A 22,054-nucleotide genomic window follows, 5' to 3' on the forward strand; every position below is an offset into this window, starting at 1 on the left:
GTGTGTAAACCGCATTTAAAGCGTGCTAATTGCCAAATAGTCACAATTTACGTACTGAATTAACACTTGACAAAATCAGACATTCTGCTTGGATACATCAAAGCAAGCAACTACCGAACTAACATCATGAAAGCACTTACAGAAAAGAAAGTAACTCCTATTGAAATTTCAAAGAAAACTGGAATTGCTCTTTCTCATGTAAGTAACACATTAGCTGAATTATTAGAAAACGATCTTGCAGTATGTCTTACCCCAAAACTAAAGAAAGGAAGGTTGTATGATTTGACATCTCAGGGGAAGAAGATCGTAGAAAGTTTGTAGAATATGACAAAGTGTTTCTGAAAAAGAGCACTGAAGTTTAGTTTATTGGAAAAGATCAGAAACAAATTCTACAGTTCTGATGATCCATTTTGAATATCCTACTAATCCTTCAACAATTACTCCAAAAACCATAACAGTAAATACAATACCAATTATGTTTACAGAGTTTGTAGTACATCCTTGGAAAGAAGAACAAATCATTGTTACCCCATAAACGTGCTAAATTGTAACTATTATACAAACAAAATAATACGTCTAAATAATTTAGTCTCTATTAAATAATATCTTCTAAAGTGTTCATAGTTGTTAGATTTGGATGTTGTTTTTTATTTTATAACGACAAATTCACACAAAATATGAGTTTAAGTTTTTATGACTTAATGTTTTAGCAATTTTATGGAAAAACTAGGCATCTTACTTTCTGTTGTAATCACAGCAATTCTAGTTGGAATTACTGTAGGACTTACAAGTGAGAATGTCATGGATCAAGAAAAAAACTTTCAATCTGGTGGAAACCCAACTGCGCCTCCTCCTCAATTACTACTAGAGATTGAAGGAATTGGAAACCAAGTAATTACACCACCAGTCAATCCCGTAGCTGGGGGTTGCATTAATGGAGATGTGGCACTTCTTAGCGTCTGGATAGAAAATGGTGGAATAGACAATGAAATTACTGGCAAAGTCATCTGTGATTCAACAACTGGAAACATACAAGACAAGTCTGTAAGTGTAGAAGATTCTGGAAATAATATCCGAAACTCTACTGTAGTAAGCTTACCTCAGATCAACGGAATTGCTGATTGTGAAGCATCATATGTTCACCTTAACAACCCAAATTCCAAATGGAAAGTTACATGCGAATTCAGATAACTAATCTTCTCTTTTTTATTTTTATATGCAATAAATTTGAAAATTACAGAATTACCAGAATGTTATATTCCTAAATCCGTTATGTTTTGATCTGTGTGCCTCATAGAAAACATGCGTAATGTTTTATATGTGCAAGTATGAAAAAATAATAAAGTATGAGGATATTACTATGACTAAAAACAAGATAAAGCGTGTCGATCTGGATATTCTTGAACGAGTATTAATAACACTATATGAGTTAGGTTTTGCAAAACGGACAATAATTTCTAGAAATGCTAACATGAGTTATGACAAATGTATGCGATATCTTGATTATCTAGAAGCGTCTGGATTTGTAAAACATGAAAAGGATGAAAATAATTTCCAAATATACAGTCTTACATCTGTTGGAATAGATATGGCAAAAAAAAAGTTGCTAGACAATCTTGAACAAAAAAATCTATTAAATAATTTTGTAATAAATTCTGCTTTAGCTTGATAAGAGTTACTCCCCATTTGGGGCTCCCATATAGGGAGCGTCTGTTATTAGGAAAATTTTTGTTTGAAAACACAATGACTTACAAAAACAGAAATCTTATGATGTATGCAATTATTGCTACTGCATTAGGATTACTTGTTGTAGAGCCTTCCATAGCATTCGCAGGATCCTATAGTCCAAATTGGTCTGATCCTGGTTCATGCTCAGGTTCAAGCAGTGAGTGTGCTAATGCTGTATCAAGTGGCGATAATACGGCTGTAGCCAAAGCAGTTGGTGCATTTACTTTGAGAGAAGCAGATGCCCATAACAATAGAGACAGTTCAAGCAATAACCCCGGTTCTAATCCTGAAGTTAGCGTAGTTGGTTCTGTATCGAAGGATTACAAAATTGATTACTATGCTAAAGGTTACGAAAGCTATGCTACAGGTGCAACTGGTGGACTTGAAATTTATGTCCAAGCATGGCGTAATCATGACAATAACGGATGGGAAAAATATGGAACATCCGGTGTAGTTTACTACAATAGTTGTAGTGGAACTTGCACACACGATGGTACATTAACTGCCAGTCGAACTTCAGTAGGAGCAGGCAATCACGACTTAAGGGTATCAGGATATCATCATGTATGGGCCTTGAATACCATATTTGGTGGAACTACTACTATTGACTATTGGAATGCATCAGATCGTAAGGTAGAAACAGAAGAACTCTGTATAGACACCACTTGTAATTAGGAGATATTGAAATGAAAACAAAATCTTACATTACAATGGTTGCCCTAATTGTGGGCATTGTAGGTTCTATGGCATTTACTATGAATTTTGTAAGTGCTGAATTAGAACCAACAAAAGAGGAATACAGAACAGATTATAATTCTGTCATGTCTGAAACCAAACTAACTTTATCACCGGGAGATTCAAAAGTACTGACAGCTGAATTACTTGCTTTGCAAGAACAAACTCTAAACTTGAGAACAGGAATTGCATTAGAAGGTAAAATTGGCTATAGCATACTTACTGATAATTCAGGTTTGCCTGATGGTGTTTCGGTAACAATGGACAAAAGCAGAATTGATCTGACTAATAATGGATACACAGGAAAAGATCTTCGATCAAGTGTAGAAATGACACTGAATATATCCGAAGATGCCAAACCAGGAACCTATGAATTAGTATACTTTGTTTATGAAGAACCAGAAAAGGGTGTACTATTGATCACAGGTGAGAATATCCAATTAGAGATAATCCCTCTCTCCTAATTTTTTTATAGTTACAGATTTAATATAAAAATGAAAAACCAATTTTTGATAATAGGAATTGTTCTTTTTTTCTTTGGTCTTTCAAACATGCTCTATGTGTTTTCTTTTTACTTGACTTGTTGTGACCAGGTGATGTTCTTGTTGATTCCATTTGGAGGTACTTTTTCAGGAAATGTTCCCGATCCTTTATGGGATTTTTTAATAAATGATGAAAATTTAGAACCCTTAGCCAATAGATTTGGATCTAGCATGACATTTGGTGATTTTAATAATGAATGGCCATTTAGTTTATGGGAATTATTTTGGTCCATCTCTTTTTATGGTGGAATGATCCTAATTGTCTTAAGATTTTCTAAAAAAATATAGTAAACCCAATCTTAAATTCTTTATTTATGTTGTAAATACTAATCCCAGAAACTAAAATATTTTAAATGAGTTTGCTCAATATCGAATAATAGTAACTATCAAATCTGTTTATACAACATATTTAGTACCTCTAAATAATTTTATACAAGATTACGATGAATTCTCTAATGTTTACTGGAATTGTTGAAGGCATAGGAAAAATAGAAAAAATTTCCAAAAAAACTAAAAATCGCAGTGCAATTCAAATGACAGTTAACCTAGGTAAGCACTCTAAGGGATTAAAAATTGGACAAAGCGTTGCATTAAACGGTGTATGCCTTACTGCAACCAAATTATCAAAATCTAGTTGTATTTTTGAGATGATTGAAGAAACTACAAAAAAAACTGATTTGGGAAATCTCAAAGTAGGCGGAGTTGTTAATATTGAAAGAAGCCTCAAAGCTGGTGACAGACTAGAAGGTCATTTTGTTTTAGGCCATGTAGATGGTGTAGGCATTATCAAAAAAATTCTCAAAAAACCCAAAGAAGTTCAAGTTTGGTTTGAAGTTCCTAAAAATCTATCAAAATATGTAGTAAAGAAGGGTTCAATTGCTGTTGATGGAATCAGCTTAACTGTTGTTGATATCAAAAAAACACTTGCTTCAGTATCTTTGATTCCACATACTATTGAAGTAACAAATTTTCATACAAAGAAAGTAGGCGACAAAGTTAATATTGAAACTGACATTCTTGGAAAATATATTCTAAAATAGGTTTGATTTTCTACTACTTTATTGGTAATTACCACTTTTTAAGTAAACTTTATAATTAGAACAAATGATTTTTTCTTCATGTCTCTAGAATCTGCTTTAGAATCTCTCAAGCGTGGTGAATTTGTATTATTATTTGATTCTGCAGGACGTGAAAATGAAATTGACATGGTAGTTGCAGCAGAATTTGTAACTCCAGAACATATTGCTAGAATGAGACAACATGCAGGTGGATTACTTTGTATGGCAATAGATCATAATTTTGCTTCTTCTCTGGAATTAAAATACATGCATGAGATTTTATCTGAATCTACAATCTCAAATAAAGATATGATCATGGGTTTAGCTCCATATGGTGATCATCCAACTTTTTCTTTATCAGTAAATCATTATCAGACATATACTGGCATTACAGACAAAGATAGAGCCCTTACAATTAAAGAAATGGCAAATATCTACAATCTTGAAAATAAACAAAAGAAATTTGCATCATCTTTCAAAACTCCTGGTCATGTACCATTGTTAATTGCATCAAAAGGATTGTTGGCTGCACGTCAAGGTCATACTGAAATGTCTGTTTATCTTACACAAGTTGCAGGATTAACTCCAATAACAGCAATATGTGAAATGATGGATGCAGAAACTTATACTGCATTATCAGTTGATAAAGCAGAAAAATATGCCAAAGAAAATGGCATTCCATTAATTGATGGAAAAGAACTTTTAGAATACGCAAAGGTGCATTAGTATTGAATATTGCTGTAGTGGTTTCGGAATTTAATGAAGAAGTGACATCTAGGATGTTATCTGTTGCAAAAGAAAAAGCAGAAGAATTAAAGCTCAAAATTACACATATCTGTCATGTGCCTGGTGCATATGACATGCCTATTATTGTAGATTCATTACTACAAAAGGAATCAGTAGATGGCGTTGTTACATTAGGCGCTATAATCAAAGGCCAAACAAAACATGACGAAGTAATTTCTCATGCTGCTGCCCGCTCTTTGACTGATTTGTCATTAAAGTACCAAAAACCTGTTTCTCTGGGCATATCTGGACCTGGAATGCAAGAAAGACATGCTTTTGCACGAATCAGACCTGTTGCAGAACGGGCTGTTGAAGCAGTAGTAAAAATTACTAATGAATTAAAGAGGATGGAAAAATGATTCAACTAAGTATTCTCAAGATTACTGGATATGGTCCTTGGACCCTTACTCTTGGTAGTGATCGAGAACATGAATTACAGATGCTTCAAGCAACACTATACAAAGAACTTCAAAAATTATTTTCTGAAAAAAACTGTCTAGTATTTCATAACAGAGCAGATGAATTTTTTGTAGTGTCAAACGGCCTTTCTTTGGATGATCATATCAATATTCAAAAAACACTTGAAAAATCATTTGAAGTAGGATTGACCATTTCAATTGGATATGGAAAATCTCCCTTTGAAGCTAACCTAAAAGCATATGATGCAAAAAAGAATAACGTAATCCTAAACCAAGAACATAATATTTTTGGATACATGTACGATGAAGATTCTTTTGATGTATCAATTATGCATCTTGATGTAGATGATCTTACGTCACAGCGAGATACCAATTCACCTTATGAAATATCTTCCTTGATCTTTGAATTGTATTCAAAAATGTCAAAATATTTCATTCAAAAAAATTCTCTAACATTCTTTATGGGTGGAGATAATTTTATGGTAGTTGCTAGTCAAGAAGCCAAAAATTCTGTACAGGAATTCATTAATCAGATTAAGAACGACAAAATTATTCTTAATTGTGGGATAGGAAATGCAACAAATGCACGTCAGGCAGTAAAATTAGCCACAAAATCTCTAGATACCATTAGAGAAATTAGAGATTCAGGAAAGGAAAAACCTGAAGTGTATGAATTATCATGTTAATCAAAAATGTAAGTGCATTATTAGGTCAAGAATTAGATTTCACTCAAAAAATTAATTTACAGATTCAAAATGATTCCTTTAAAAGAATACAAACTAATATTCATCCAAATTCAAATGAGGATGTTGTTGATGGTGAAGGATTACTAGTTCTTCCTGGATTCATTAATGCACATACACATATTGGAGATTCTATCGGAAAAGATGTTACACTAGATTCTTCAGTAGACAAAAAAATTCACCCTGTTTTTGGAGCAAAATCAAAGATTCTTAAGCATACCAGTAATGAAAATCTGGAAAATTTTATGAAAAACTCTTGTTATTCGATGATTCAAAAAGGAATTACTACATTTGTTGATTTCAGAGAAGGTGGTCTAAATGGTGTAACGATACTAAAAAATGCATTAAAAGATGTCCCAATTCGTTCAATTATCTTAGGAAGAGTAGAAAATTACAGTTCAACTTCAGAAATTAGAAAAAATCAACCATTCCCAAAAGAAAAAAATGATGAATTACTTTCTATAATCAAAAAATGCGATGGAATTGGAATTAGTGGGGCTAATGAAAATAGCAATTCCGTTCTGAATCACTATTCTAAAACAACAAAAATTAGAGCAATTCATTCAGCTGAAACCAAGCAAAGTACTACCAAATCTAAAAAAATCACAGGAAAATCAGAAACCATAAGAGCACTATCTATGAAACCCCATTTTGTGGTTCATATGACATATGCTTCAAAAAGTGATTTGCATAAAACTGCACAAAAAACCCAAGGAATTGTTGTATGCCCTAGAGCCAATTCATCTTTGGCTGAGGGAATTCCAGATGTTGATTTGATGAAAAAGGCTGGTTGCACTCTAGGATTAGGCACAGATAATGTAATGGTAAACTCTCCTGATATGTTCAGAGAAATGGATTTTCTTTGGAAAGTGACAATGGGAATTCATAAGAAAAGAATCAATCCAAAAGAAATTCTAAAAATGGCAACTGTCAATGGAGGAAAAATATTGAAGAAAAACATTGGAGTAATTGGAATTGGGAAACTTGCTGATTGTATTTTCATTGATAAACACTCACTTGATTTAGAACCAATGCATAATCCACATGCATCGATTGTTCATCGTGCATCTGAATCAGCAATCAAAGCTGTAATGATTGGAGGAAAGATTGTACATGGCAAAATCTAAGCCATTTGTAATTTTAAATGCTGCAACTTCAATTGATGGAAAAATTGCAACAAAAGATGGTGATTCAAAACTATCATCTTCAGAAGATCTAAAACGTGTTCATAAATTAAGATCAGAAGTTGATGCAATTTTAGTTGGAAAAAATACCGTTTTGAAAGATAATCCTTTACTAACAGTTAGAAAAGTAAAAGGAAAAAATCCAATTCGAATAATTATTGATTCAAAAGGTACTATTCCATCAAAAGCAAAGATTTTACAGACCAGTAACACTATTCCAACAATTATTGCTGTTTCAAAATCTATTTCAAAATCCAATTTGGAAAAATTAAAAAAATTTCCAGTTGAGATAATTATCTCTGGAACAACAAATGTAAATCTGAAAACTTTATTACAAATTCTCTACAAGAAAAAAATTTCAAAAATCCTTGTTGAAGGAGGAGGAACTGTAAATTGGGAATTCATTAAAAATAATTTAATTGATGAACTGTTCATTACAATTTCCCCTTACATTATTGGAGGTTCTGAGTCAATTTCGTTAGTAGAGGGAAAAGGTTTCTCCAAAGTTTTGGGTTCTCCAAAATTATCTCTAAAATCTATACGGAGGCTCAAAAATCACCTTGTGTTACATTATGTCAAGCTCTAAGTTCTTATACTTATTTTAGAATAAAGTTACAAGAAATTGGCAGCAAAAAAGAAAGCTACAAAAAGAAAGGTTGCACCAAAAAAGAAAACTGCAACTAAAAAGAAAGTTGCACCAAAAAAGAAAACTGCAACTAAAAAGAAGGCTACTAAATCAAAAACAAAGAAACCAGCATTTGGTGGATATGCAATAAATTTTGCAGGACGTAAAGAAACTGCTGAACAAATCTTTGGTAAAAAACCAATTGCACCAAGTGAGATGACCAAAAAGATCTGGGCATTTGTTAAAGCAAAAAGCCTTTCAAACCGTTAATCAAACTGGTTAACGATTAGTCGTTAACTAATTCTATATTTTAATTCTCTAAAATAATGAATAAGGTATAGATACTGGATTTTATTTGAAATTATTATGTCAACTGCATCATTAAGAAAAGATCATGATTTAATTGAAAAAGTAACAAAAGCAATGGAATCAACTATTCAATTATTATCTGATGGAAAACAAATCCCAGAATCAATTTTACTTCCTGTAATTGATTTTACAAAAAACTTTACTGATGTCTGTCATCATAGTAAAGAAGAAAACTCTCTATTCCCTGCATTAGAACAAGCAGGAATGCCCAAAAACATGGGACCTATTGCAATGATGCTGATGGATCATGAACGTTCACGTGAAATTGGACATAACATGGAAGAATCTGCTAAAGAATATCTTTCCTCAGGAGATTCTACCAATCTAATTAACCATATGAAACAATATGTCGAACATATCACAGAACATTTGTGGAAAGAAAATAATCGATTATTCATGATGGCTGAAGCTCGATTACAGTATGTTTCTGAAAAAGTCGATAAAGAACTTAATGAAATTGAAGATTCAAGACTAAGTGATCTAGGAAAATCTAGAGATCATTATGAACAATTAGCTGAAAACCTAACCAAGGAAGTAGCAAATCAGGAGTAATCTCTTTGACAAATAGCGTATTTGGTCAGGTTATAGGAGTAAGAAAATTTTCTAATGATGATATCGAAGTTGATTTTTATCACGAGGATGAAGTTTCAACATATCGTTACTCTTCAGATCCCAGTAGATTAGGCAATTTCCCAAAAAATCTAATCGAATCACTCTGCTCAGTATTGGCTACAGAAATTTGTGTTGAAATATTCTTTGACGATTCTGGAAATCCTTCCCATATTGAAATGGAAGAATGTGATGATGAAGAAGAGGATGATGAAGAATTTGACGAGGACTATGTTTCAGAGGAATCATGAACTCCAAATGTATCTTGGAGACCAAGGCGTTCCAAAGATCTCACTGATCTTCACTCAATAACGATGTCATCAAGTATCCTCGTCTACTAATAATTAGTAAAAACCATACTTAAGGGATGCGTAGATTTTCACAGTTATTCCACATAATGATGATGAACTAAATTATCATAGAATCTAACCGATTTTATGTTAACAAATTCAAGCATTCCATAACGCGATAATTCTCTTCCAAATCCACTGTGTTTAATTCCTCCAAATGGAATTCTTGGATCAGAAACAACTACATTGTTTACACTAACAATTCCTGATTCAATTCGTCTAGAGATTTTTTCTGCTTTGGCCAAATCTTTGGTCCAAATAGTAGCACCTAATCCAAATTCAATATCATTTGCCATTTTAATGGCCTCACTTTCATTTTCTACAATAGTAATAGGTGCAACTGGACCAAATGTTTCTTCATTGGCAATTCTCATGTTTGACTTTACATTAGTAAGGATTGTAGGTTCATAGAAATATCCCTTGTCTCCTTTCTGTTTTCCACCTAGAAGGATTTCAGCACCTTTTTCTTTTGCATCTTCAACGATTTCTGAGATTGTATCAAAACCATCTTTACTTGACAAAGGACCAATATCGGTCTCTATTGAAGTTGGATCTCCAATTTTTAATTGAGAAGCTTTTTTGATAAATAATTCAATGAAATCTTTTGCAATATTTTTTCCAACAAAAAATCTTTTTGATGCTACACAACTTTGACCACAATTGATGAATCTGCCTTTTACAGCACCTTCAGCTGCTTTTTCAATAATTGCATCATCTAAAACTATGAAAGGATCACTTCCACCTAATTCTAAAACACATTTTTTTAGATTTAGAGCTGCTCTTTCTCCAACTTTTGCACCTGCATTGGTGCTTCCAGTGAATGTTACTGCATTTACATCTGAATCAATCAAACTATTTGCAGAATCTACACTGCCAACTACTGTTTGAAAAACTCCATCAGGAATTCCTGATTCAGTAAACGCTTTTTCTATTTCTATGCCTGATTGCATAGTAACTCTAGAAGGTTTCATCACAATGACGTTTCCTGCCATTAAACATGGTGCAGCAAATCGAAGTGCCTGCCAATAAGGAAAATTCCATGGCATTATAGAACCTATTACTCCAAGTGGTTCAAAAGTCAGAAAACTCTTTCGAGCATCTGTATTTAGTACTTCATCAGAAAGAAAACTATCTCCATGATCTGCGTAGAATTCTAATGCCCAAGCACATTTTTCTACTTCTCCAATAGATTCTTTGAGAACTTTACCCATTTCTGCAGTAACAACTTTTGCAAGTTCTACCTTGTTCTTTTTTAGATATTCAACTAGATTATAGACATAACTTCTACGTTTTTCATAATCTTTTTTCCATTCTGGAAAAGCTCTTTTTGCTTTGCCAACTAAATCAAACACTTGAGATTTATCCATAGGCGAATATGATTGGATTTCTTCTCCTGTTGCTGGATTTACGGTAACGAGTTTGTTCAGGGCTTTATCCAAATTTGTCTCCTATTTAATCTAGTAAGTTATTTTTCAAAAATTTTAGAAAATTTGTTGCATATCTTTTTTGATTTCATCAATCTTTTTTGAATATGCTTTCTTTGATTTGTCATTCTTTTTTAGATTTAGAACACTTGTGCAAGATGGGCACTTGAACATTCCTTCTAGTGCTTCTTCAAAAGTAACTCTTGGGCAATCTTCATTTCCACAGTGGTAAAAGTCTGATGCATTTTCAAAATCTAATCTTTGTTGCAATCTTTCAGAAATTTTCTTTTTTTGATTCTCGATGAAATTTTCAACTTCTTCTCTTCTAGTACGCCATCTATAGACAAACCAGCCTTTTCTTTCATCTTTAACTCTAATTCCAGTAATCAATGATTTGCCAAATAGATCATACAAGACCTTTCTTACCATATTGATTCTCAAGCCTGTAGAACTAGCAATTTCTTCATCTGTGGCATCTTCTGCTTTCAAGAGTGAACGGGCAACTTTGAGGTATTCATCGCCTCCAATCATAGAAGCAATTCTTACAAATGGATCCTCGTATTTGTCAACCAACTCTAATCACTCCCAATTTTCTACTATTAATCCCTTGTTTCTGAAACCTCTACATTTTTTCCATTTTTTGTAGGCACAATCTTCCTTTTTGCATTAGGAAATGCTTTTTCAAATTGCTTTCCGGTTTGAATTCTATCCAAAAGTACTGCTAATGCACTGATTTCTGAATGAGGTTGACTTCCAACTCCGACATTGTAATCTGCTAATTCGTATATATCTCTAGGAACCTTTTCAGCCCCTACAACTATCAACAATTTTTCTTCATTCTGAAGTTCTTTCTGAGCATCATTAATTTTTTCACCATACATAGTCAAATGTACAATTTTGAAATTTTCTTCTTTCTTCTTTTTTACAATTGATTTCCACTTTTCAATAAATTCAATTTCAAAATTCCCTCCCCAGGTTTTATTGATTTTATCCAAAGTTTCTTTAATTTCTGGATTAACTTCTGTCATGTATATTTTCTCAGCACCAAAAGATCTTGAAACTAAAGCTACATGTGTAGTGACTCTATCATCTCTAACTACTCTCTGACCAATTCTAACTACTTCAATAATCATTTTCTATCTCACTCCCAATTTTCCTTTTTAAATTTTGAAGAATTATTACTAGGAACAATATTTCCAATTAATTCTTTTAGTTCATTGATATTTTTTCCGTTCTTTGCTGAAACATTAATCCATTTTTTATTCTCAACCAAATTCAATATTTTGATTTTTTCGTTTAATTCTTCATTTTTAATCAAATCTGATTTATTTAATGCATAAATCATTTTCTCTTTTTCAATTCCTAATTCACTTAATGTTCTCATACAACTAGCAAATTTCTTTTTTAGATCAAAAATTGAATCACTAATGTCAATTACAACAATTACTACATCAGTATATCCCAATTCTTCTAATGTTGATTTGAAAGCATCAATCATGTATGCTGGTAGTTTACTGATAAAACCAACAGTATCTGAAATTAAAAATGGCTCACGATTAATGTTAACTCTTCTTGTAGTTGTTGAAAGTGTAGTGAATAATTCTTCACTCTGAGTTCTGGTCTCCCCTGTCATCTTGTTAAATAGCGTAGTTTTGCCTGCTGAAGTATATCCTGCAAGTGAAATGGTTTTGAAACCCATTCTTTTTCGTCCTTGCCTGTGAAGTTCTCTTTGTTTACCTGCTTTTTCTAATTTTGATCTTATTGTCTGCATCCTATGTTTGATGTCATTATAGTAAACATCAACTTCGAATTTCCCAATTCCCATAAATCCTGGTTGTTCTCCCATACTTGATAATCGAACTTTTTCTTTTGCTCTTGCCATTTCATACCTTAATTGTGCTAGCTTTACTTGCATTTTTGATTCAGAACTGGAAGCTCTACTCTCAAAAATTTCTAGGATTAATGTTTCTCGATCCAAAACCTCTCTATGAAGAATTGATGCAAGATTGTAATTTTGACTTGGTTTTAGAATCTCATCAAAAATAATTACATCGGGTCTTAATTTTTCAGAAATTTCTTGTAATCGTTCTAAAATACCACCACTTATTCCATATTTTGGTCTCTTCAAAAATTTCTGTTTGATTGTATGAACTATCTCATAATCTGCTGCATCACATAATCCCTTTGCTTCATTTATCGCATCTTCCTTTTCATATGTAATCAAAATGGCAGATTTCATGACTATTTTCCAGAGTAATGTTATCTTAATAGTTGCTTAGGCCGATTTTTTTAATGCCTTTTCAATATTCATGTTCAACACAATTTCAGATATATCACTGGCATATTCGGAAATTCTACGTATATTCTCGGTCATTCTTCTTACCCTGTAAATCTCTTCATCATCTTTTAGTGATTTTGAGGCATCTCTAACTTTCTTCTCAAATTTTGCTATTTCATTGGTCTTTTCAATGGTTTTTTCTGCCTGAGAATAATCTTCTTTGAACAAGGCAAGGCATGCTTCATCTAAGACAGATAAGCTAAAGTCATTCATATCTTGTAATTTTTGGAGAATTTCTTTTTTGATTGATTTTTTAAATTCCAAAAGATCTGTTGCAATAAATGCAGCATGATCTCCTGTTCTCTCAATATTTTTGACTACGAGTCTATATCCTAAACAATTTCGTGCATTTCTGAAACCCATTTCTTTTAACATGTGTTCATTTTGAATTGCTATTTTTAATTGACGAATTATATAGAATCCAAATCTGTCTACCTCATCATCAGTGTTAATGACTTCTTGTGCAAGATCTAAATTATTCTCTTTTACTGCTAATAGTGCATCACTTGACATTGATTTTGCCAAGTGAATCATTCTTTTGAAAGCCCCATCTACAGAAAGTTCCAGTAAATTAACTAGTACTTGTACAGTTATACCTCCACTTGAATCCGAAATTATTTCTGAACCCATTAACATTCGTTTTACGGCTTCTTTGACAGTGTTTCTTTGATTGGGGTTTAATCTTCCATTTTTTGGTTTTACATTTATCGTCTTAAATCCCAGAAAATACAAAGAAATCAATTTTCTAACAATTGAAGATGCTTCTTCTTCAATGTCAATTTCTATTACTGCATCTTCCTTTTTTTGGGTTCTTGATTCAAATTTTGGTGGGTATAATTCTAAAGTTGAAGATCCTTTTCTAATCATTCTGATTTGGTCTCCTTGTTTTAATCCTAAATCCATAATCCATTGTTTTGGCAATGAAACTATGTAGGATGACTTGCCAGTAAACTGGATTTTTCTAGTTTCCTCTCTTTCTTCCATAAACTACTGAAATTTTACATATCTATATAGTTTTGTCCTTTTCATATGGTTTATCACTCAACTAATATTTAGAAAATTTTTTTTGAAATTATGGAACCAGTCATAAAATTAAAGCATACAATTGACGCTTTGTTTGGAGTAGGTGTATCAAAGCATTTACCAAAAAATCTTGATATGACATTTTCAAGAAAGACTGGAAGAATTCGAACTGTTTTTCATGAGGACAAATTGCTTTGTACTCTAAGAATTGATGGAGGTTTGGCAATCAGTCCCTATTTTGCCCAAATCTTGTTGAAAAATAAAAAATTCAAAGAAAATTGTGTAGAGATTAATCAAGATGCTGCACCATTTGTTCAAGAAGGGCGTTCAGTATTCTGTAAACATGTAGTTTGGTGTGGAAAAAATGTAAAGATTGCAGCTGATACTCCTGTTTTATTCAAAAATAAAGTAATTGCAGTTGGTAGAGCAATTCTGTCTAAAGAAATGATTGATGATTTTGATAGGGGTGTAGCCATTAAAGTCAGAGATAGTTTAAAAAGTCCAAAGGAGAAAAAAGAACTATGATGCGTGGAGGAAATCGCGAAATGCGACGAATGATGGATAAGATGGGACTTGATATGAATGAGCTTCCAAATGTTCAAGAGGTAATAATTAAAACTGATAAAAAAGAAATCATTATTTCAAAACCTTCAGTCACTGAAATGAAAGCCAAAGATAATTCAATTTTTACTGTCACTGCAGATGGCTATGAGGAGAAAGAACTTGAGGTTCCAATCTTCTCTGAAGAGGACATCCAATTAGTATGTCAACAGGCAGGAGTTGATGAAGAAAAGGCCAAAAGTGCATTGGAAGAGGCCAAGGGCGATCTTGCAAGAGCTATCTTACTCTTGACTACAGGATAGGCAGTTTTGTGCCTAAAAATGAATGATTTAAGTAATGGATTTGCTGGATTTTTGGTATAATGAGTAACGTTGCAGAATCTAAAGTAACTGGAATTGTAAAATCATTAAATGCTCTAGAGGATGATCTTGATTCTCTAAATTCTAAAGTTGCAGATATGAAAAAACAATTGGCAGTAAAAGCACAAACAGAAATAGATTCCTTACTTGAAAAAACTCGTCAAATGGCCACTCAAGAGGCAGAAGTCATTATCAATTCCTCTAAAGACAAGGCCACAGCAGAATCCTCCAAAATCTCTCAGGAAGGTGAGGCTAAATTAGCAGAAATTCAATCAAAAATTGATGCAAATTTTGACGAAGCCGTAAAACATGTTGTGTCAACAGTTTTGAAGGCATAAACCTAAATCTCATATTTCCTTTTGCCAAATATCGATCCTTTACTTAATGCCCGTATTGGAATTGCTACCACATATGGTAGACCATACTACAGATTTTCCACCTATCTGAAAACTCTGGATTTGGCCTTTGATTCTATTCTTCCAGAAGAAATTCTAGATTATTCTGGAAATCTAGTTTTTACCACTCAAGAAGAATCCCCAAAAGAATGTCAAAAACCGCTACTACATGAGGATATTTTTGAACATCCACCAACTGTTATCAAAGGAAAAATGATGCAAAAATTATCATTTAGTTTTGAAGAAGAAGATCTTGTTTTGGGAGTTGATCCTGGACAAAGAATTGGTCTATCTGTATGCTACTTTGGAAAAGAAATTGAGAGCTCATTTTATTCTTCAGTTGAAGATTTGGTTTTTCATATCATCAAAGTCATGGGAGGATTACGGGCTAAAAGAAAAATTGTAAAAATTGGTGATGGTAATATGCAGATTGCAAAAGAAATAGCATCAATGTTAAATCTCAAATTTTGTTCTTCATTTGAATTAGAATTTGTTGATGAGAAAAAGACCAGCCCCAAAATCAAAAATTTCAATCAAAGAGGAAAACGTGATATGTTATCGGCAAAATTTATTTCTCAACGTGATGGATATCGATTTTCGGTTCAGCCATTATCAATCACTGGATAATTCTTCTCAAAAATCCAAATTTTATTCAAAAAAAATCATGGTACAATTATGAAAGTATGAGAAAATAATATAATTTCTATATGTTTTAAAAAAAAATTTGTAATTTTTTGTAAAACGACTATATTGGTATTCATTATTTTTTCAAAAAACCGTATTTTGGAACAAGCTATACATATTTATTGAAGATTTAGTCGTTTTTTTTGAAACTAATAATTTTGATCGACTAATTTCTTGTAATTATTTCATATTTTTATAAAAATTTACTAAAAAATTGTCGATCCATGCTTATATAGTTATGAATTCTATAATACAACACCAAGATGACTTGTAAAGGAATTTGTGTTAGATATAAGGCTCAAAAGCCAGTTGGAACCGGAAGATATGCTTCAGGACAACGTCGATGCCAAATTTGTGAAATATTCATCAAATGGGAAGGACTTTGGTGTCCATGTTGTGGATATAGATTAAGAACAAAACCACGTAATTTGAAATACAAAGCAAAATTGCGTGCAAGAGTTGAAGCTGATTCTATGGAAGCAAAAGCAACTACAACTGCTCAATCTGAAGTTGAAGTTCCAGAAATTACAGCAAAAACAAAATCTAAAGCAAAAACTTCAAAGAAAACTACTGAAGAACCAAAACGAAAGGGAACCATAATGGAGATCCTAAAACGTGAAAGAGAACTAAGAAAAGAAGGAAATGAAAATGAAGCAATAGATGAGTTATTGGAAAAAGAATTTGGTAAAAAGAGACTTGAAAAAGTCAAAACATCAAAAACTTGGATTAAGCATCATGTTGATACCCCTCAAGATGAATCAATAGCAATAAAAGCATAAGACATGTTCAAAGTTTATTGAACTCTCCAAATGGATATTTGCAAAAATTAGTAAATTTGGAGAGCCGTAGCTTTTCTTTACAGATTCAAAAATTTGATAATGGATTTTTTGTTTCTGTGACAGAAGGAGCTAACAAAATTGGTTCAATGGTTGCATCTATGGCAACTGGACCTACCCCAATTACAACAACAATTATTCCTTCAAAATCTGAATCTTTGTTTCTAAAACTAACTGCTGAACGAATTAGTACTAGAATGCATGGAATTGTATTGGTTTCAGCATTTATCCAGAAGGAATTAGAACCAAGTACAGCAAAAGCCTTAATGTCTGAGATTATGGAGATGATTGATAATGAGTGATTTACGCACATACATTAACCAAGTAAAAAAAATCAAAGAACTTCAAACCGTCAAAACCAAAGTTTCCACCAAATATGAAATTGCTGGAATTACTGCAAAAGTTGATGGCTCAGATGCTGTTTTGTTTGAAAATATCAAAGAGAGTAAATTTCGATTAGTGTCAAATCTTGTTGGTACTAGAAAACGATTTGCATTAGCTGTTGGTGGAAAGGAAAATGAAATTCATTCCAAAGTAATTTCAGCAATCAAAAAGGCAAAAAAACCCAAAGTCATATCTTCTGGTAAATTCATGGAAAATCAATCAAAAAACCTCCTTTCCATGCCTATAGTCACCCATTTTGAAAAAGAATCTGGTCCTTTTATCACATCCTCAATTGCTTATGCAACTAATCCTGAAACTGGAAAACAAAATTCCTCATTTCATCGATTAATGCCGATTGATAAAACTCATCTTTCTATTAGAATGGTTGAGGGTAGACATCTTCATAGATGTTTTACGGATGCAAAAGAACATGGAGAAGATCTAAAGGTTGCAATTACTGTTGGGGTTCATCCTGCAGTTTCAATAGCAGGTGCTTATCAAGCTGAATGGGGAAAAGATGAGATAGATATTGCAAATTCTCTTTTAGCAGGAAAACTAAGTTTGGCAAAATTACCCTATAGTGGATTAAATGTCCCTTCTGGTGCTGAATTTGTTTTAGAAGGAAAAATCCTTCAAGATAAAACTCATCCTGAATGGATGGTAGAGATGCTTCAAACATATGATCATAAACGAGACCAACCTGTTTTTGAATTAGAAAATTTGTTCTATAGAAACAATCCAATATTTCATGATGTTCTGTCTGGATTCGCTGAACATAGATTACTAATGGGAATGCCAATTGAGTCAAAACTTAATGGGGATCTCAAAAAAGCATTTTCTCAAACAAAGCAAGTTTCAATGACTAATGGTGGATGTAATTGGCTTCATGCTGTTGTACAAATCAAAAAGAAGGCAGAATCTGATCCAAAGGAAGTAATCAAAAAAACATTCGAATCACATAGGTCTCTAAAACAAGTTACTATAGTTGATGAAGATATAGATCCTAACAGTGCAGAAGCAGTTGAATATGCTATGGCAACAAGGTTCCAAGCTGATAAAGATTTAGTAATTCTTACCAAAATTCGTGGTTCTAGCCTTGATCCTTCAAGTGATCAAAAGAAATTACAAACTGCAAAAATGGGAATTGACGCAACTCGTTCTCTTTCAAAAAGACCCGAAGGTTTTGAGCTAGCTAAAATTCCTAAAATCAATAAAATTGACTTAAAAAAATATTTCAAGTAGTAAAAACGAGTGTTTAGATTAAATTGGATGAATATTGATGCTCCTGAGTATACAATGACCCCCACTAGATTAGAAAAAAGCCCATCTGAATCTCATGCTGAAGTAATTGTTAGAATGTTTCCTTCAGATGCAAACCCAGCTGGTAATGTCTTTGGTGGTGAAATCCTAAAACATATTGATATGGTTGCAGGAATTGTAGCCCAGCGACATTCTCAATCAAATGCTGTAACAGTTACTATGGATAGTGTTAATTTTCTAAAACCCGTCTTTGTTGGAAACGTTCTGAAATTAGATGCTAGAATAAACTATGTCCATAACTCTTCAATGGAAATTGAAGTAAAAGCTGAGGCAGAAGATATTGTAACAGGGATTCGAACTACTACAGGAACTGCATTTGTAACATTTGTCGCATTAGATGAAAATGGAAAACCACATCATGTTCCTAAATTGTCTCTAAAAACTGATGAAGACAGAACAAAGTTTGAGGAAGGCAAAATCAGAATGGAAAAACGAATACAAAATCGTTCAAAATAAACTCTGATTTTGAGGGATCACTTTAAGAATCACGAATTCTATCTTTTGTTATGTCTGAAGAACAAAAAAATAATGAATGGGATTCTTTGTGGCAAGAATATTCTAAATCACTAGAAAACTGGAAAACTCTTTTTGAGCAAATCCAAACTGCAAGTAATGACATGCAATCTAAATTCAATGATGTATGGGAGAAAGCTACAGTAGAATCTAGTGCTGAAACCATGAAATTATTTGGTGAAAACTGGCAAAAAGCTATGAATGAAGCTGGAATGAAATCTTTTAAAGATTTTAGTGAAAACTGGCAAAAATCTCTAAATGACACAAATATTGCAGTCTTCAAACAATTTGCTGAAAATTGGCAAAAGACGCTTAGTTCATCTGGATTAGAACAGATGCAGGCTTATGGTGAAATGATGAAACAATTTGCCGACACCTGGAAAACTATGTGGCCAAAATCTCAATAAATCCCTCACTGGGTTTTATTTTTCATTTATTTCATAAGGTATAAAAAATTCAATTGAATTTGTGCATTATTGACTACACAAAATGAATGCTATGTAGAATTATCCAGTTTTAATGATTTAGCAAGATTTGCTTGTTCCTTTAGGGAATATCCGAAACGTGTTTTTTCTCAAGAATATAATGGAAAAAGAATTTTGTCTAGCAGTATTACATTGGGTAATACTTTGGTAGTGTTTTATTCTTCAATGCCAAAAGATGGAAGATATGTTTCGTATCAAGTTTCTTCAGGAAATGAAATCTGTGATGTAGTTGATTCAACAAAAGATATTTCAAATTATGCCCCAATAATTCATGCTGAATCAAAAATTTCCCCACTCACTGAAAAAACAAAAGATTTACCTGATCAATTTCATCCTATCCAACTAAAAGACTTGGGAAGTTTAGCCCGTTTAACTTATGATCCAGAATTTCCAGATGAACCTGATCTAGCATTGTATGCTGTTCCCTACAAAAATACTTGGATGCTAGGATATATTACATCACTTGAAATGGATGAATTCTATTATAATTTCAATTATGTAGAACTTGATTCAGAACCTGTGAAGAATTTTATGAAATATCAGGGCAATCAGGGACAGAATCCAGTTTTTGTAAATAGTTTTGATCATGGTTTCTCGTATCTTCCAATAATCAAAATTAAAGAATACCATTCTTTGTTTGGCTTTTAATCATTTCCATGTTGTTAATTCTTTAATTTTCTTTCTGCATTCATCAATCAATCTTTCAATTACAGGCATGTAGATTTCTACTGCATAAGAGATTTCAATATCTTGACCTCCATCTAACATCAAAAAAACCGATGGTACAATCTGTTCTTTTCCAACTTTAGGCTCATTTCTTTGCTTTCTTTTATGATTGATTATTTCAAAATAGACAGATAACTGTCTTGAAATCTCAATTTTTAGTTCTTCTTTTGAACTTAATTTTCCATTAGATAATCTTGGATTGATTTCTTGAAAAATATCATCTTTGAATCTCTCTTTTGGTCTTAACATAATTTTTAATTTTGGTAATTGTTTATCTTGTTTTTTCAATATGCAAAGTTGTTTCATAAAATTTGGATATGGTTTTTCGTGTTCTCTTTCATCTATTTTCTTAAACCATTTTGAAAATTCAATTGCATTTTTATCATTTTTTATTATAGACATTTCTTCAAATCTTTCTTCAGAATTATCTCCGTTCTCGTATAATCCAAAATTTCTATTTGCTTCTTCAAAAATTTCATCATAGATGTAGTTGATAGTTTTGATAAATTCGTCTAGAAAATATCCAACATAATATGGATCAGGTTCATACTGTTTAATTTTATTCAGAAAACCATTACAATCTTCAATTCTTCTTTCTATACTCATTAAATCTAATTTTCATTATTTGCATATTTTGATTGAGCTTTTAGTGTAATTGATAATTCCTTAAAAATTTCATTAACACTAACATCAACTAAATTAATTGTGGCATTTTCTTTAACAATCTGTTTTTCAAATTTTTCTTTTATTGCAAATGATACTGAAGACCAATGAAGTGTTCCTTTAAGCTGTTCTTCAATGGTTGCGTTTGTTGTTGGAAAATTTGCTGGTGAAAAAACTATTCCATTTGTCCATTGCATTGTAGGTATTGCACCTCCTGAAGAACGAGTACTAAAAGCAATTTGTTTTACCCAATCATCAAATTTGTATTCAATTACTTCATGAATAACTAATTTTTTCCATGGTTCTACTGAGATTTCCAATACGAACGATTATTCATATCCAATTATAATCTTATTTGAGCCTAAAAGTACCCTCTAAAACATTTCGCTTATTTATTAGGAGATTATCATTATTTTTTGTAATGGAAAAATGGGCTGACTATTTGATTTCTGAAGTCAGCTATGACAGAAATCATCTTATTAAAATTGCAATCAGACATGAAGATTCTGAAAAAGGAATTTCAAAAGGAAATCCAATAGATCGACTTGCAATAGCATCTGACATAAAAAATGGTCTTACTTACATCACTGTTTACAGTTCTAAAAATTCATGGAAGAAAGGTCACAAAATTGAAACATTTTCTATTGATGGTGAACCATATTTACGAATTGATGCAAACAAAGTAAAATTAGATTTTCTTGGAGATTTACCTGAATCATCTATTATTGTCGAAGAACCTGAACCTGAACCAAAACAAAAAGCAACTACTAAACCAGAGTCTATTAGTGAAGAACCTCCTAAACCAGAACCCCAAAGTCCAAGAGGTTCATTACCTAAAGAATCATCAGAAGAACTTCCTCAAGAATTAGAATTAACTCCAGAATTTGGTACTGAAGAACTAACTACTGAATCAGAATTGCAACAATCGGATTTAGGAAGTAACGAAACTAAGTCTAGAAAACAACAGCTAGAAGATTACGAAAAAGATTATCTGAAAAGAATTGGAGAAGAAGGAACCGCTCAAGAATTAGATTTAGCTCCAGAACCTGTTACTGAAGAAACTCAAGAATCAACACCAGAACCAGAAGAAGAATCTACTCCCGAACCCCAAAGTCCAAGAGGTTCATTACCAAAAGAATCATCAGAAGAACTTGCTCAAGAATTGGATTTAGCTCCAGAACCTGTTACTGAAGAA

The 22,054-nt window shown here is 32.4% G+C and carries 34 protein-coding genes; 26 read left to right on the plus strand and 8 right to left on the minus strand.

Annotation, left to right across the window (positions count from 1 at the left end; all coding sequences use genetic code 11):
• The first annotated feature begins 66 nt into the window (after positions 1–66).
• Complete coding sequence (locus tag Q0941_RS04570; RefSeq protein ID WP_299291805.1) at positions 67–321, plus strand: hypothetical protein; 255 nt, start codon at positions 67–69, stop codon at positions 319–321.
• A 42-nt stretch (positions 322–363) separates the two neighbouring features.
• On the opposite strand, the gene Q0941_RS04575 is transcribed toward Q0941_RS04570, so the two are convergent.
• Positions 364–522, minus strand: a complete 159-nt coding sequence (locus Q0941_RS04575) for a hypothetical protein (RefSeq protein ID WP_299291807.1) — start codon at positions 520–522, stop codon at positions 364–366.
• 195 nt (positions 523–717) lie between these two features.
• On the opposite strand from Q0941_RS04575, the gene Q0941_RS04580 reads away from it, so the two are divergent.
• The 14 genes from Q0941_RS04580 to Q0941_RS04645 all read left to right on the plus strand — a co-directional run bounded on the left by Q0941_RS04580 (position 718) and on the right by Q0941_RS04645 (position 9,049).
• Positions 718–1,191 carry a hypothetical protein gene (locus Q0941_RS04580; protein WP_299291809.1) on the plus strand — a complete coding sequence of 158 codons (474 nt, stop codon included), beginning with the start codon at positions 718–720 and terminating at the stop codon, positions 1,189–1,191.
• Between the two features lie 169 nt (positions 1,192–1,360).
• The gene (locus Q0941_RS04585) at positions 1,361–1,669 is read left to right on the plus strand and encodes a winged helix-turn-helix domain-containing protein (protein WP_299291811.1); all 309 of its coding nucleotides are present in this window, start codon (positions 1,361–1,363) and stop codon (positions 1,667–1,669) included.
• 17 nt (positions 1,670–1,686) lie between these two features.
• Entirely contained in the window at positions 1,687–2,403 is a 717-nt protein-coding gene (locus tag Q0941_RS04590) for a hypothetical protein (RefSeq protein ID WP_299291812.1), read from the plus strand.
• An 11-nt stretch (positions 2,404–2,414) separates the two neighbouring features.
• Positions 2,415–2,927, plus strand: coding sequence for a hypothetical protein (locus Q0941_RS04595; RefSeq protein ID WP_299291814.1), 513 nt, complete (start codon positions 2,415–2,417; stop codon positions 2,925–2,927).
• Positions 2,928–3,065: 138 nt separating this feature from the next.
• Complete coding sequence (locus Q0941_RS04600) at positions 3,066–3,293, plus strand: hypothetical protein (RefSeq protein ID WP_299291816.1); 228 nt, start codon at positions 3,066–3,068, stop codon at positions 3,291–3,293.
• Between the two features lie 167 nt (positions 3,294–3,460).
• On the plus strand, positions 3,461–4,045 hold the full coding sequence (locus Q0941_RS04605) for a riboflavin synthase (protein WP_299291818.1): 585 nt from the start codon (positions 3,461–3,463) through the stop codon (positions 4,043–4,045).
• A 78-nt stretch (positions 4,046–4,123) separates the two neighbouring features.
• The gene (gene ribB, locus Q0941_RS04610; protein WP_299291819.1) at positions 4,124–4,789 is read left to right on the plus strand and encodes a 3,4-dihydroxy-2-butanone-4-phosphate synthase; all 666 of its coding nucleotides are present in this window, start codon (positions 4,124–4,126) and stop codon (positions 4,787–4,789) included.
• A gap of 2 nt (positions 4,790–4,791) precedes the next feature.
• On the plus strand, positions 4,792–5,208 hold the full coding sequence (gene ribH, locus Q0941_RS04615; RefSeq protein WP_299291821.1) for a 6,7-dimethyl-8-ribityllumazine synthase: 417 nt from the start codon (positions 4,792–4,794) through the stop codon (positions 5,206–5,208).
• Positions 5,205–5,954: a GTP cyclohydrolase IIa gene (locus tag Q0941_RS04620; protein ID WP_299291823.1), complete on the plus strand. Its 750-nt coding sequence runs from the start codon at positions 5,205–5,207 to the stop codon at positions 5,952–5,954. The genes ribH and Q0941_RS04620 overlap by 4 nt, the downstream gene beginning before the upstream one ends.
• A complete protein-coding gene (locus tag Q0941_RS04625) occupies positions 5,948–7,138 on the plus strand; it encodes an amidohydrolase family protein (RefSeq protein WP_299291825.1) in 1,191 nt (396 codons plus the stop codon). Before Q0941_RS04620 ends, Q0941_RS04625 begins: the two co-directional genes overlap by 7 nt.
• Positions 7,125–7,781, plus strand: a complete 657-nt coding sequence (locus tag Q0941_RS04630; RefSeq protein WP_299291828.1) for a 2,5-diamino-6-(ribosylamino)-4(3H)-pyrimidinone 5'-phosphate reductase — start codon at positions 7,125–7,127, stop codon at positions 7,779–7,781. Before Q0941_RS04625 ends, Q0941_RS04630 begins: the two co-directional genes overlap by 14 nt.
• Positions 7,782–7,817: 36 nt before the next feature.
• The gene (locus Q0941_RS04635) at positions 7,818–8,090 is read left to right on the plus strand and encodes a hypothetical protein (RefSeq protein WP_299291830.1); all 273 of its coding nucleotides are present in this window, start codon (positions 7,818–7,820) and stop codon (positions 8,088–8,090) included.
• Positions 8,091–8,186: 96 nt separating this feature from the next.
• Positions 8,187–8,741 (plus strand): hemerythrin domain-containing protein, encoded by a 555-nt coding sequence (locus Q0941_RS04640; protein ID WP_299291832.1) that lies wholly within the window; start codon positions 8,187–8,189, stop codon positions 8,739–8,741.
• A 5-nt stretch (positions 8,742–8,746) separates the two neighbouring features.
• Positions 8,747–9,049 carry a hypothetical protein gene (locus Q0941_RS04645; protein WP_299291834.1) on the plus strand — a complete coding sequence of 101 codons (303 nt, stop codon included), beginning with the start codon at positions 8,747–8,749 and terminating at the stop codon, positions 9,047–9,049.
• 134 nt (positions 9,050–9,183) lie between these two features.
• Here Q0941_RS04645 and Q0941_RS04650 read toward each other — a convergent pair whose 3' ends face one another.
• From Q0941_RS04650 to Q0941_RS04670, 5 genes are read right to left on the minus strand one after another with little or no spacing between them, the layout of a single operon-like run.
• Positions 9,184–10,575: an NAD-dependent succinate-semialdehyde dehydrogenase gene (locus tag Q0941_RS04650; protein ID WP_367277471.1), complete on the minus strand. Its 1,392-nt coding sequence runs from the start codon at positions 10,573–10,575 to the stop codon at positions 9,184–9,186.
• Positions 10,576–10,629: 54 nt separating this feature from the next.
• Entirely contained in the window at positions 10,630–11,145 is a 516-nt protein-coding gene (locus tag Q0941_RS04655) for a transcription factor (RefSeq protein WP_299291838.1), read from the minus strand.
• Between the two features lie 26 nt (positions 11,146–11,171).
• Positions 11,172–11,705: a tRNA (cytidine(56)-2'-O)-methyltransferase gene (locus tag Q0941_RS04660; RefSeq protein ID WP_299291840.1), complete on the minus strand. Its 534-nt coding sequence runs from the start codon at positions 11,703–11,705 to the stop codon at positions 11,172–11,174.
• An 8-nt stretch (positions 11,706–11,713) separates the two neighbouring features.
• On the minus strand, positions 11,714–12,811 hold the full coding sequence (hflX, locus tag Q0941_RS04665) for a GTPase HflX (RefSeq protein ID WP_299291842.1): 1,098 nt from the start codon (positions 12,809–12,811) through the stop codon (positions 11,714–11,716).
• Positions 12,812–12,847: 36 nt separating this feature from the next.
• Positions 12,848–13,894, minus strand: a complete 1,047-nt coding sequence (locus Q0941_RS04670; protein ID WP_299291844.1) for a phosphate uptake regulator PhoU — start codon at positions 13,892–13,894, stop codon at positions 12,848–12,850.
• Positions 13,895–13,984: 90 nt separating this feature from the next.
• Between Q0941_RS04670 and Q0941_RS04675 the strand changes: the two genes are divergently transcribed.
• The 10 genes from Q0941_RS04675 to Q0941_RS04720 all read left to right on the plus strand — a co-directional run bounded on the left by Q0941_RS04675 (position 13,985) and on the right by Q0941_RS04720 (position 20,118).
• Positions 13,985–14,458 carry a PUA domain-containing protein gene (locus Q0941_RS04675; protein ID WP_299291846.1) on the plus strand — a complete coding sequence of 158 codons (474 nt, stop codon included), beginning with the start codon at positions 13,985–13,987 and terminating at the stop codon, positions 14,456–14,458.
• The gene (locus Q0941_RS04680) at positions 14,455–14,796 is read left to right on the plus strand and encodes a nascent polypeptide-associated complex protein (protein ID WP_299291848.1); all 342 of its coding nucleotides are present in this window, start codon (positions 14,455–14,457) and stop codon (positions 14,794–14,796) included. The genes Q0941_RS04675 and Q0941_RS04680 overlap by 4 nt, the downstream gene beginning before the upstream one ends.
• Positions 14,797–14,855: 59 nt before the next feature.
• Positions 14,856–15,191 (plus strand): hypothetical protein, encoded by a 336-nt coding sequence (locus tag Q0941_RS04685; protein WP_299291850.1) that lies wholly within the window; start codon positions 14,856–14,858, stop codon positions 15,189–15,191.
• 105 nt (positions 15,192–15,296) lie between these two features.
• Positions 15,297–15,875: a hypothetical protein gene (locus Q0941_RS04690; RefSeq protein ID WP_299291877.1), complete on the plus strand. Its 579-nt coding sequence runs from the start codon at positions 15,297–15,299 to the stop codon at positions 15,873–15,875.
• 320 nt (positions 15,876–16,195) lie between these two features.
• Positions 16,196–16,711: a hypothetical protein gene (locus Q0941_RS04695; protein ID WP_299291852.1), complete on the plus strand. Its 516-nt coding sequence runs from the start codon at positions 16,196–16,198 to the stop codon at positions 16,709–16,711.
• 17 nt (positions 16,712–16,728) lie between these two features.
• Complete coding sequence (locus Q0941_RS04700) at positions 16,729–17,070, plus strand: proteasome assembly chaperone 4 (RefSeq protein WP_299291854.1); 342 nt, start codon at positions 16,729–16,731, stop codon at positions 17,068–17,070.
• The gene (locus Q0941_RS04705; protein ID WP_299291856.1) at positions 17,063–18,394 is read left to right on the plus strand and encodes a UbiD family decarboxylase; all 1,332 of its coding nucleotides are present in this window, start codon (positions 17,063–17,065) and stop codon (positions 18,392–18,394) included. The genes Q0941_RS04700 and Q0941_RS04705 overlap by 8 nt, the downstream gene beginning before the upstream one ends.
• Positions 18,395–18,421: 27 nt before the next feature.
• Positions 18,422–18,928: an acyl-CoA thioesterase gene (locus tag Q0941_RS04710; RefSeq protein ID WP_299291858.1), complete on the plus strand. Its 507-nt coding sequence runs from the start codon at positions 18,422–18,424 to the stop codon at positions 18,926–18,928.
• 50 nt (positions 18,929–18,978) lie between these two features.
• Complete coding sequence (locus Q0941_RS04715; protein WP_299291860.1) at positions 18,979–19,392, plus strand: hypothetical protein; 414 nt, start codon at positions 18,979–18,981, stop codon at positions 19,390–19,392.
• Positions 19,393–19,461: 69 nt separating this feature from the next.
• The gene (locus Q0941_RS04720; RefSeq protein ID WP_299291862.1) at positions 19,462–20,118 is read left to right on the plus strand and encodes a hypothetical protein; all 657 of its coding nucleotides are present in this window, start codon (positions 19,462–19,464) and stop codon (positions 20,116–20,118) included.
• Here Q0941_RS04720 and Q0941_RS04725 read toward each other — a convergent pair whose 3' ends face one another.
• On the minus strand, positions 20,119–20,802 hold the full coding sequence (locus tag Q0941_RS04725; RefSeq protein WP_299291864.1) for a hypothetical protein: 684 nt from the start codon (positions 20,800–20,802) through the stop codon (positions 20,119–20,121).
• 5 nt (positions 20,803–20,807) lie between these two features.
• Entirely contained in the window at positions 20,808–21,179 is a 372-nt protein-coding gene (locus Q0941_RS04730; RefSeq protein WP_299291866.1) for a hypothetical protein, read from the minus strand.
• 101 nt (positions 21,180–21,280) lie between these two features.
• On the opposite strand from Q0941_RS04730, the gene Q0941_RS04735 reads away from it, so the two are divergent.
• On the plus strand, positions 21,281–22,054 hold a 774-nt coding region (locus Q0941_RS04735; RefSeq protein WP_299291868.1), incomplete at its 3' end, for a hypothetical protein.

It is taken from the genome of Candidatus Nitrosopumilus sp. (assembly GCF_028278985.1).
Taxonomy (GTDB): domain Archaea; phylum Thermoproteota; class Nitrososphaeria; order Nitrososphaerales; family Nitrosopumilaceae; genus Nitrosopumilus.

What these genes read in the sequence shown, in the direction of transcription:
- Q0941_RS04670 (WP_299291844.1), bottom strand. Translation starts at nt 13,894, where the DNA reads ATGGAAGAAAGAGAGGAAACTAGAAAAATCCAGTTTACTGGCAAGTCA.
- Q0941_RS04585 (WP_299291811.1), top strand. Translation starts at nt 1,361, where the DNA reads ATGACTAAAAACAAGATAAAGCGTGTCGATCTGGATATTCTTGAACGA.
- Q0941_RS04595 (WP_299291814.1), top strand. Translation starts at nt 2,415, where the DNA reads ATGAAAACAAAATCTTACATTACAATGGTTGCCCTAATTGTGGGCATT.
- Q0941_RS04620 (WP_299291823.1), top strand. Translation starts at nt 5,205, where the DNA reads ATGATTCAACTAAGTATTCTCAAGATTACTGGATATGGTCCTTGGACC.
- Q0941_RS04625 (WP_299291825.1), top strand. Translation starts at nt 5,948, where the DNA reads ATGTTAATCAAAAATGTAAGTGCATTATTAGGTCAAGAATTAGATTTC.
- Q0941_RS04725 (WP_299291864.1), bottom strand. Translation starts at nt 20,802, where the DNA reads ATGAGTATAGAAAGAAGAATTGAAGATTGTAATGGTTTTCTGAATAAA.
- Q0941_RS04675 (WP_299291846.1), top strand. Translation starts at nt 13,985, where the DNA reads ATGGAACCAGTCATAAAATTAAAGCATACAATTGACGCTTTGTTTGGA.
- Q0941_RS04695 (WP_299291852.1), top strand. Translation starts at nt 16,196, where the DNA reads ATGACTTGTAAAGGAATTTGTGTTAGATATAAGGCTCAAAAGCCAGTT.
- ribB (WP_299291819.1), top strand. Translation starts at nt 4,124, where the DNA reads ATGTCTCTAGAATCTGCTTTAGAATCTCTCAAGCGTGGTGAATTTGTA.
- Q0941_RS04710 (WP_299291858.1), top strand. Translation starts at nt 18,422, where the DNA reads ATGAATATTGATGCTCCTGAGTATACAATGACCCCCACTAGATTAGAA.
- hflX (WP_299291842.1), bottom strand. Translation starts at nt 12,811, where the DNA reads ATGAAATCTGCCATTTTGATTACATATGAAAAGGAAGATGCGATAAAT.
- Q0941_RS04580 (WP_299291809.1), top strand. Translation starts at nt 718, where the DNA reads ATGGAAAAACTAGGCATCTTACTTTCTGTTGTAATCACAGCAATTCTA.
- Q0941_RS04605 (WP_299291818.1), top strand. Translation starts at nt 3,461, where the DNA reads ATGTTTACTGGAATTGTTGAAGGCATAGGAAAAATAGAAAAAATTTCC.
- Q0941_RS04685 (WP_299291850.1), top strand. Translation starts at nt 14,856, where the DNA reads ATGAGTAACGTTGCAGAATCTAAAGTAACTGGAATTGTAAAATCATTA.
- Q0941_RS04630 (WP_299291828.1), top strand. Translation starts at nt 7,125, where the DNA reads ATGGCAAAATCTAAGCCATTTGTAATTTTAAATGCTGCAACTTCAATT.
- Q0941_RS04575 (WP_299291807.1), bottom strand. Translation starts at nt 522, where the DNA reads ATGATTTGTTCTTCTTTCCAAGGATGTACTACAAACTCTGTAAACATA.
- Q0941_RS04640 (WP_299291832.1), top strand. Translation starts at nt 8,187, where the DNA reads ATGTCAACTGCATCATTAAGAAAAGATCATGATTTAATTGAAAAAGTA.
- Q0941_RS04715 (WP_299291860.1), top strand. Translation starts at nt 18,979, where the DNA reads ATGTCTGAAGAACAAAAAAATAATGAATGGGATTCTTTGTGGCAAGAA.
- Q0941_RS04660 (WP_299291840.1), bottom strand. Translation starts at nt 11,705, where the DNA reads ATGATTATTGAAGTAGTTAGAATTGGTCAGAGAGTAGTTAGAGATGAT.
- Q0941_RS04680 (WP_299291848.1), top strand. Translation starts at nt 14,455, where the DNA reads ATGATGCGTGGAGGAAATCGCGAAATGCGACGAATGATGGATAAGATG.
- Q0941_RS04705 (WP_299291856.1), top strand. Translation starts at nt 17,063, where the DNA reads ATGAGTGATTTACGCACATACATTAACCAAGTAAAAAAAATCAAAGAA.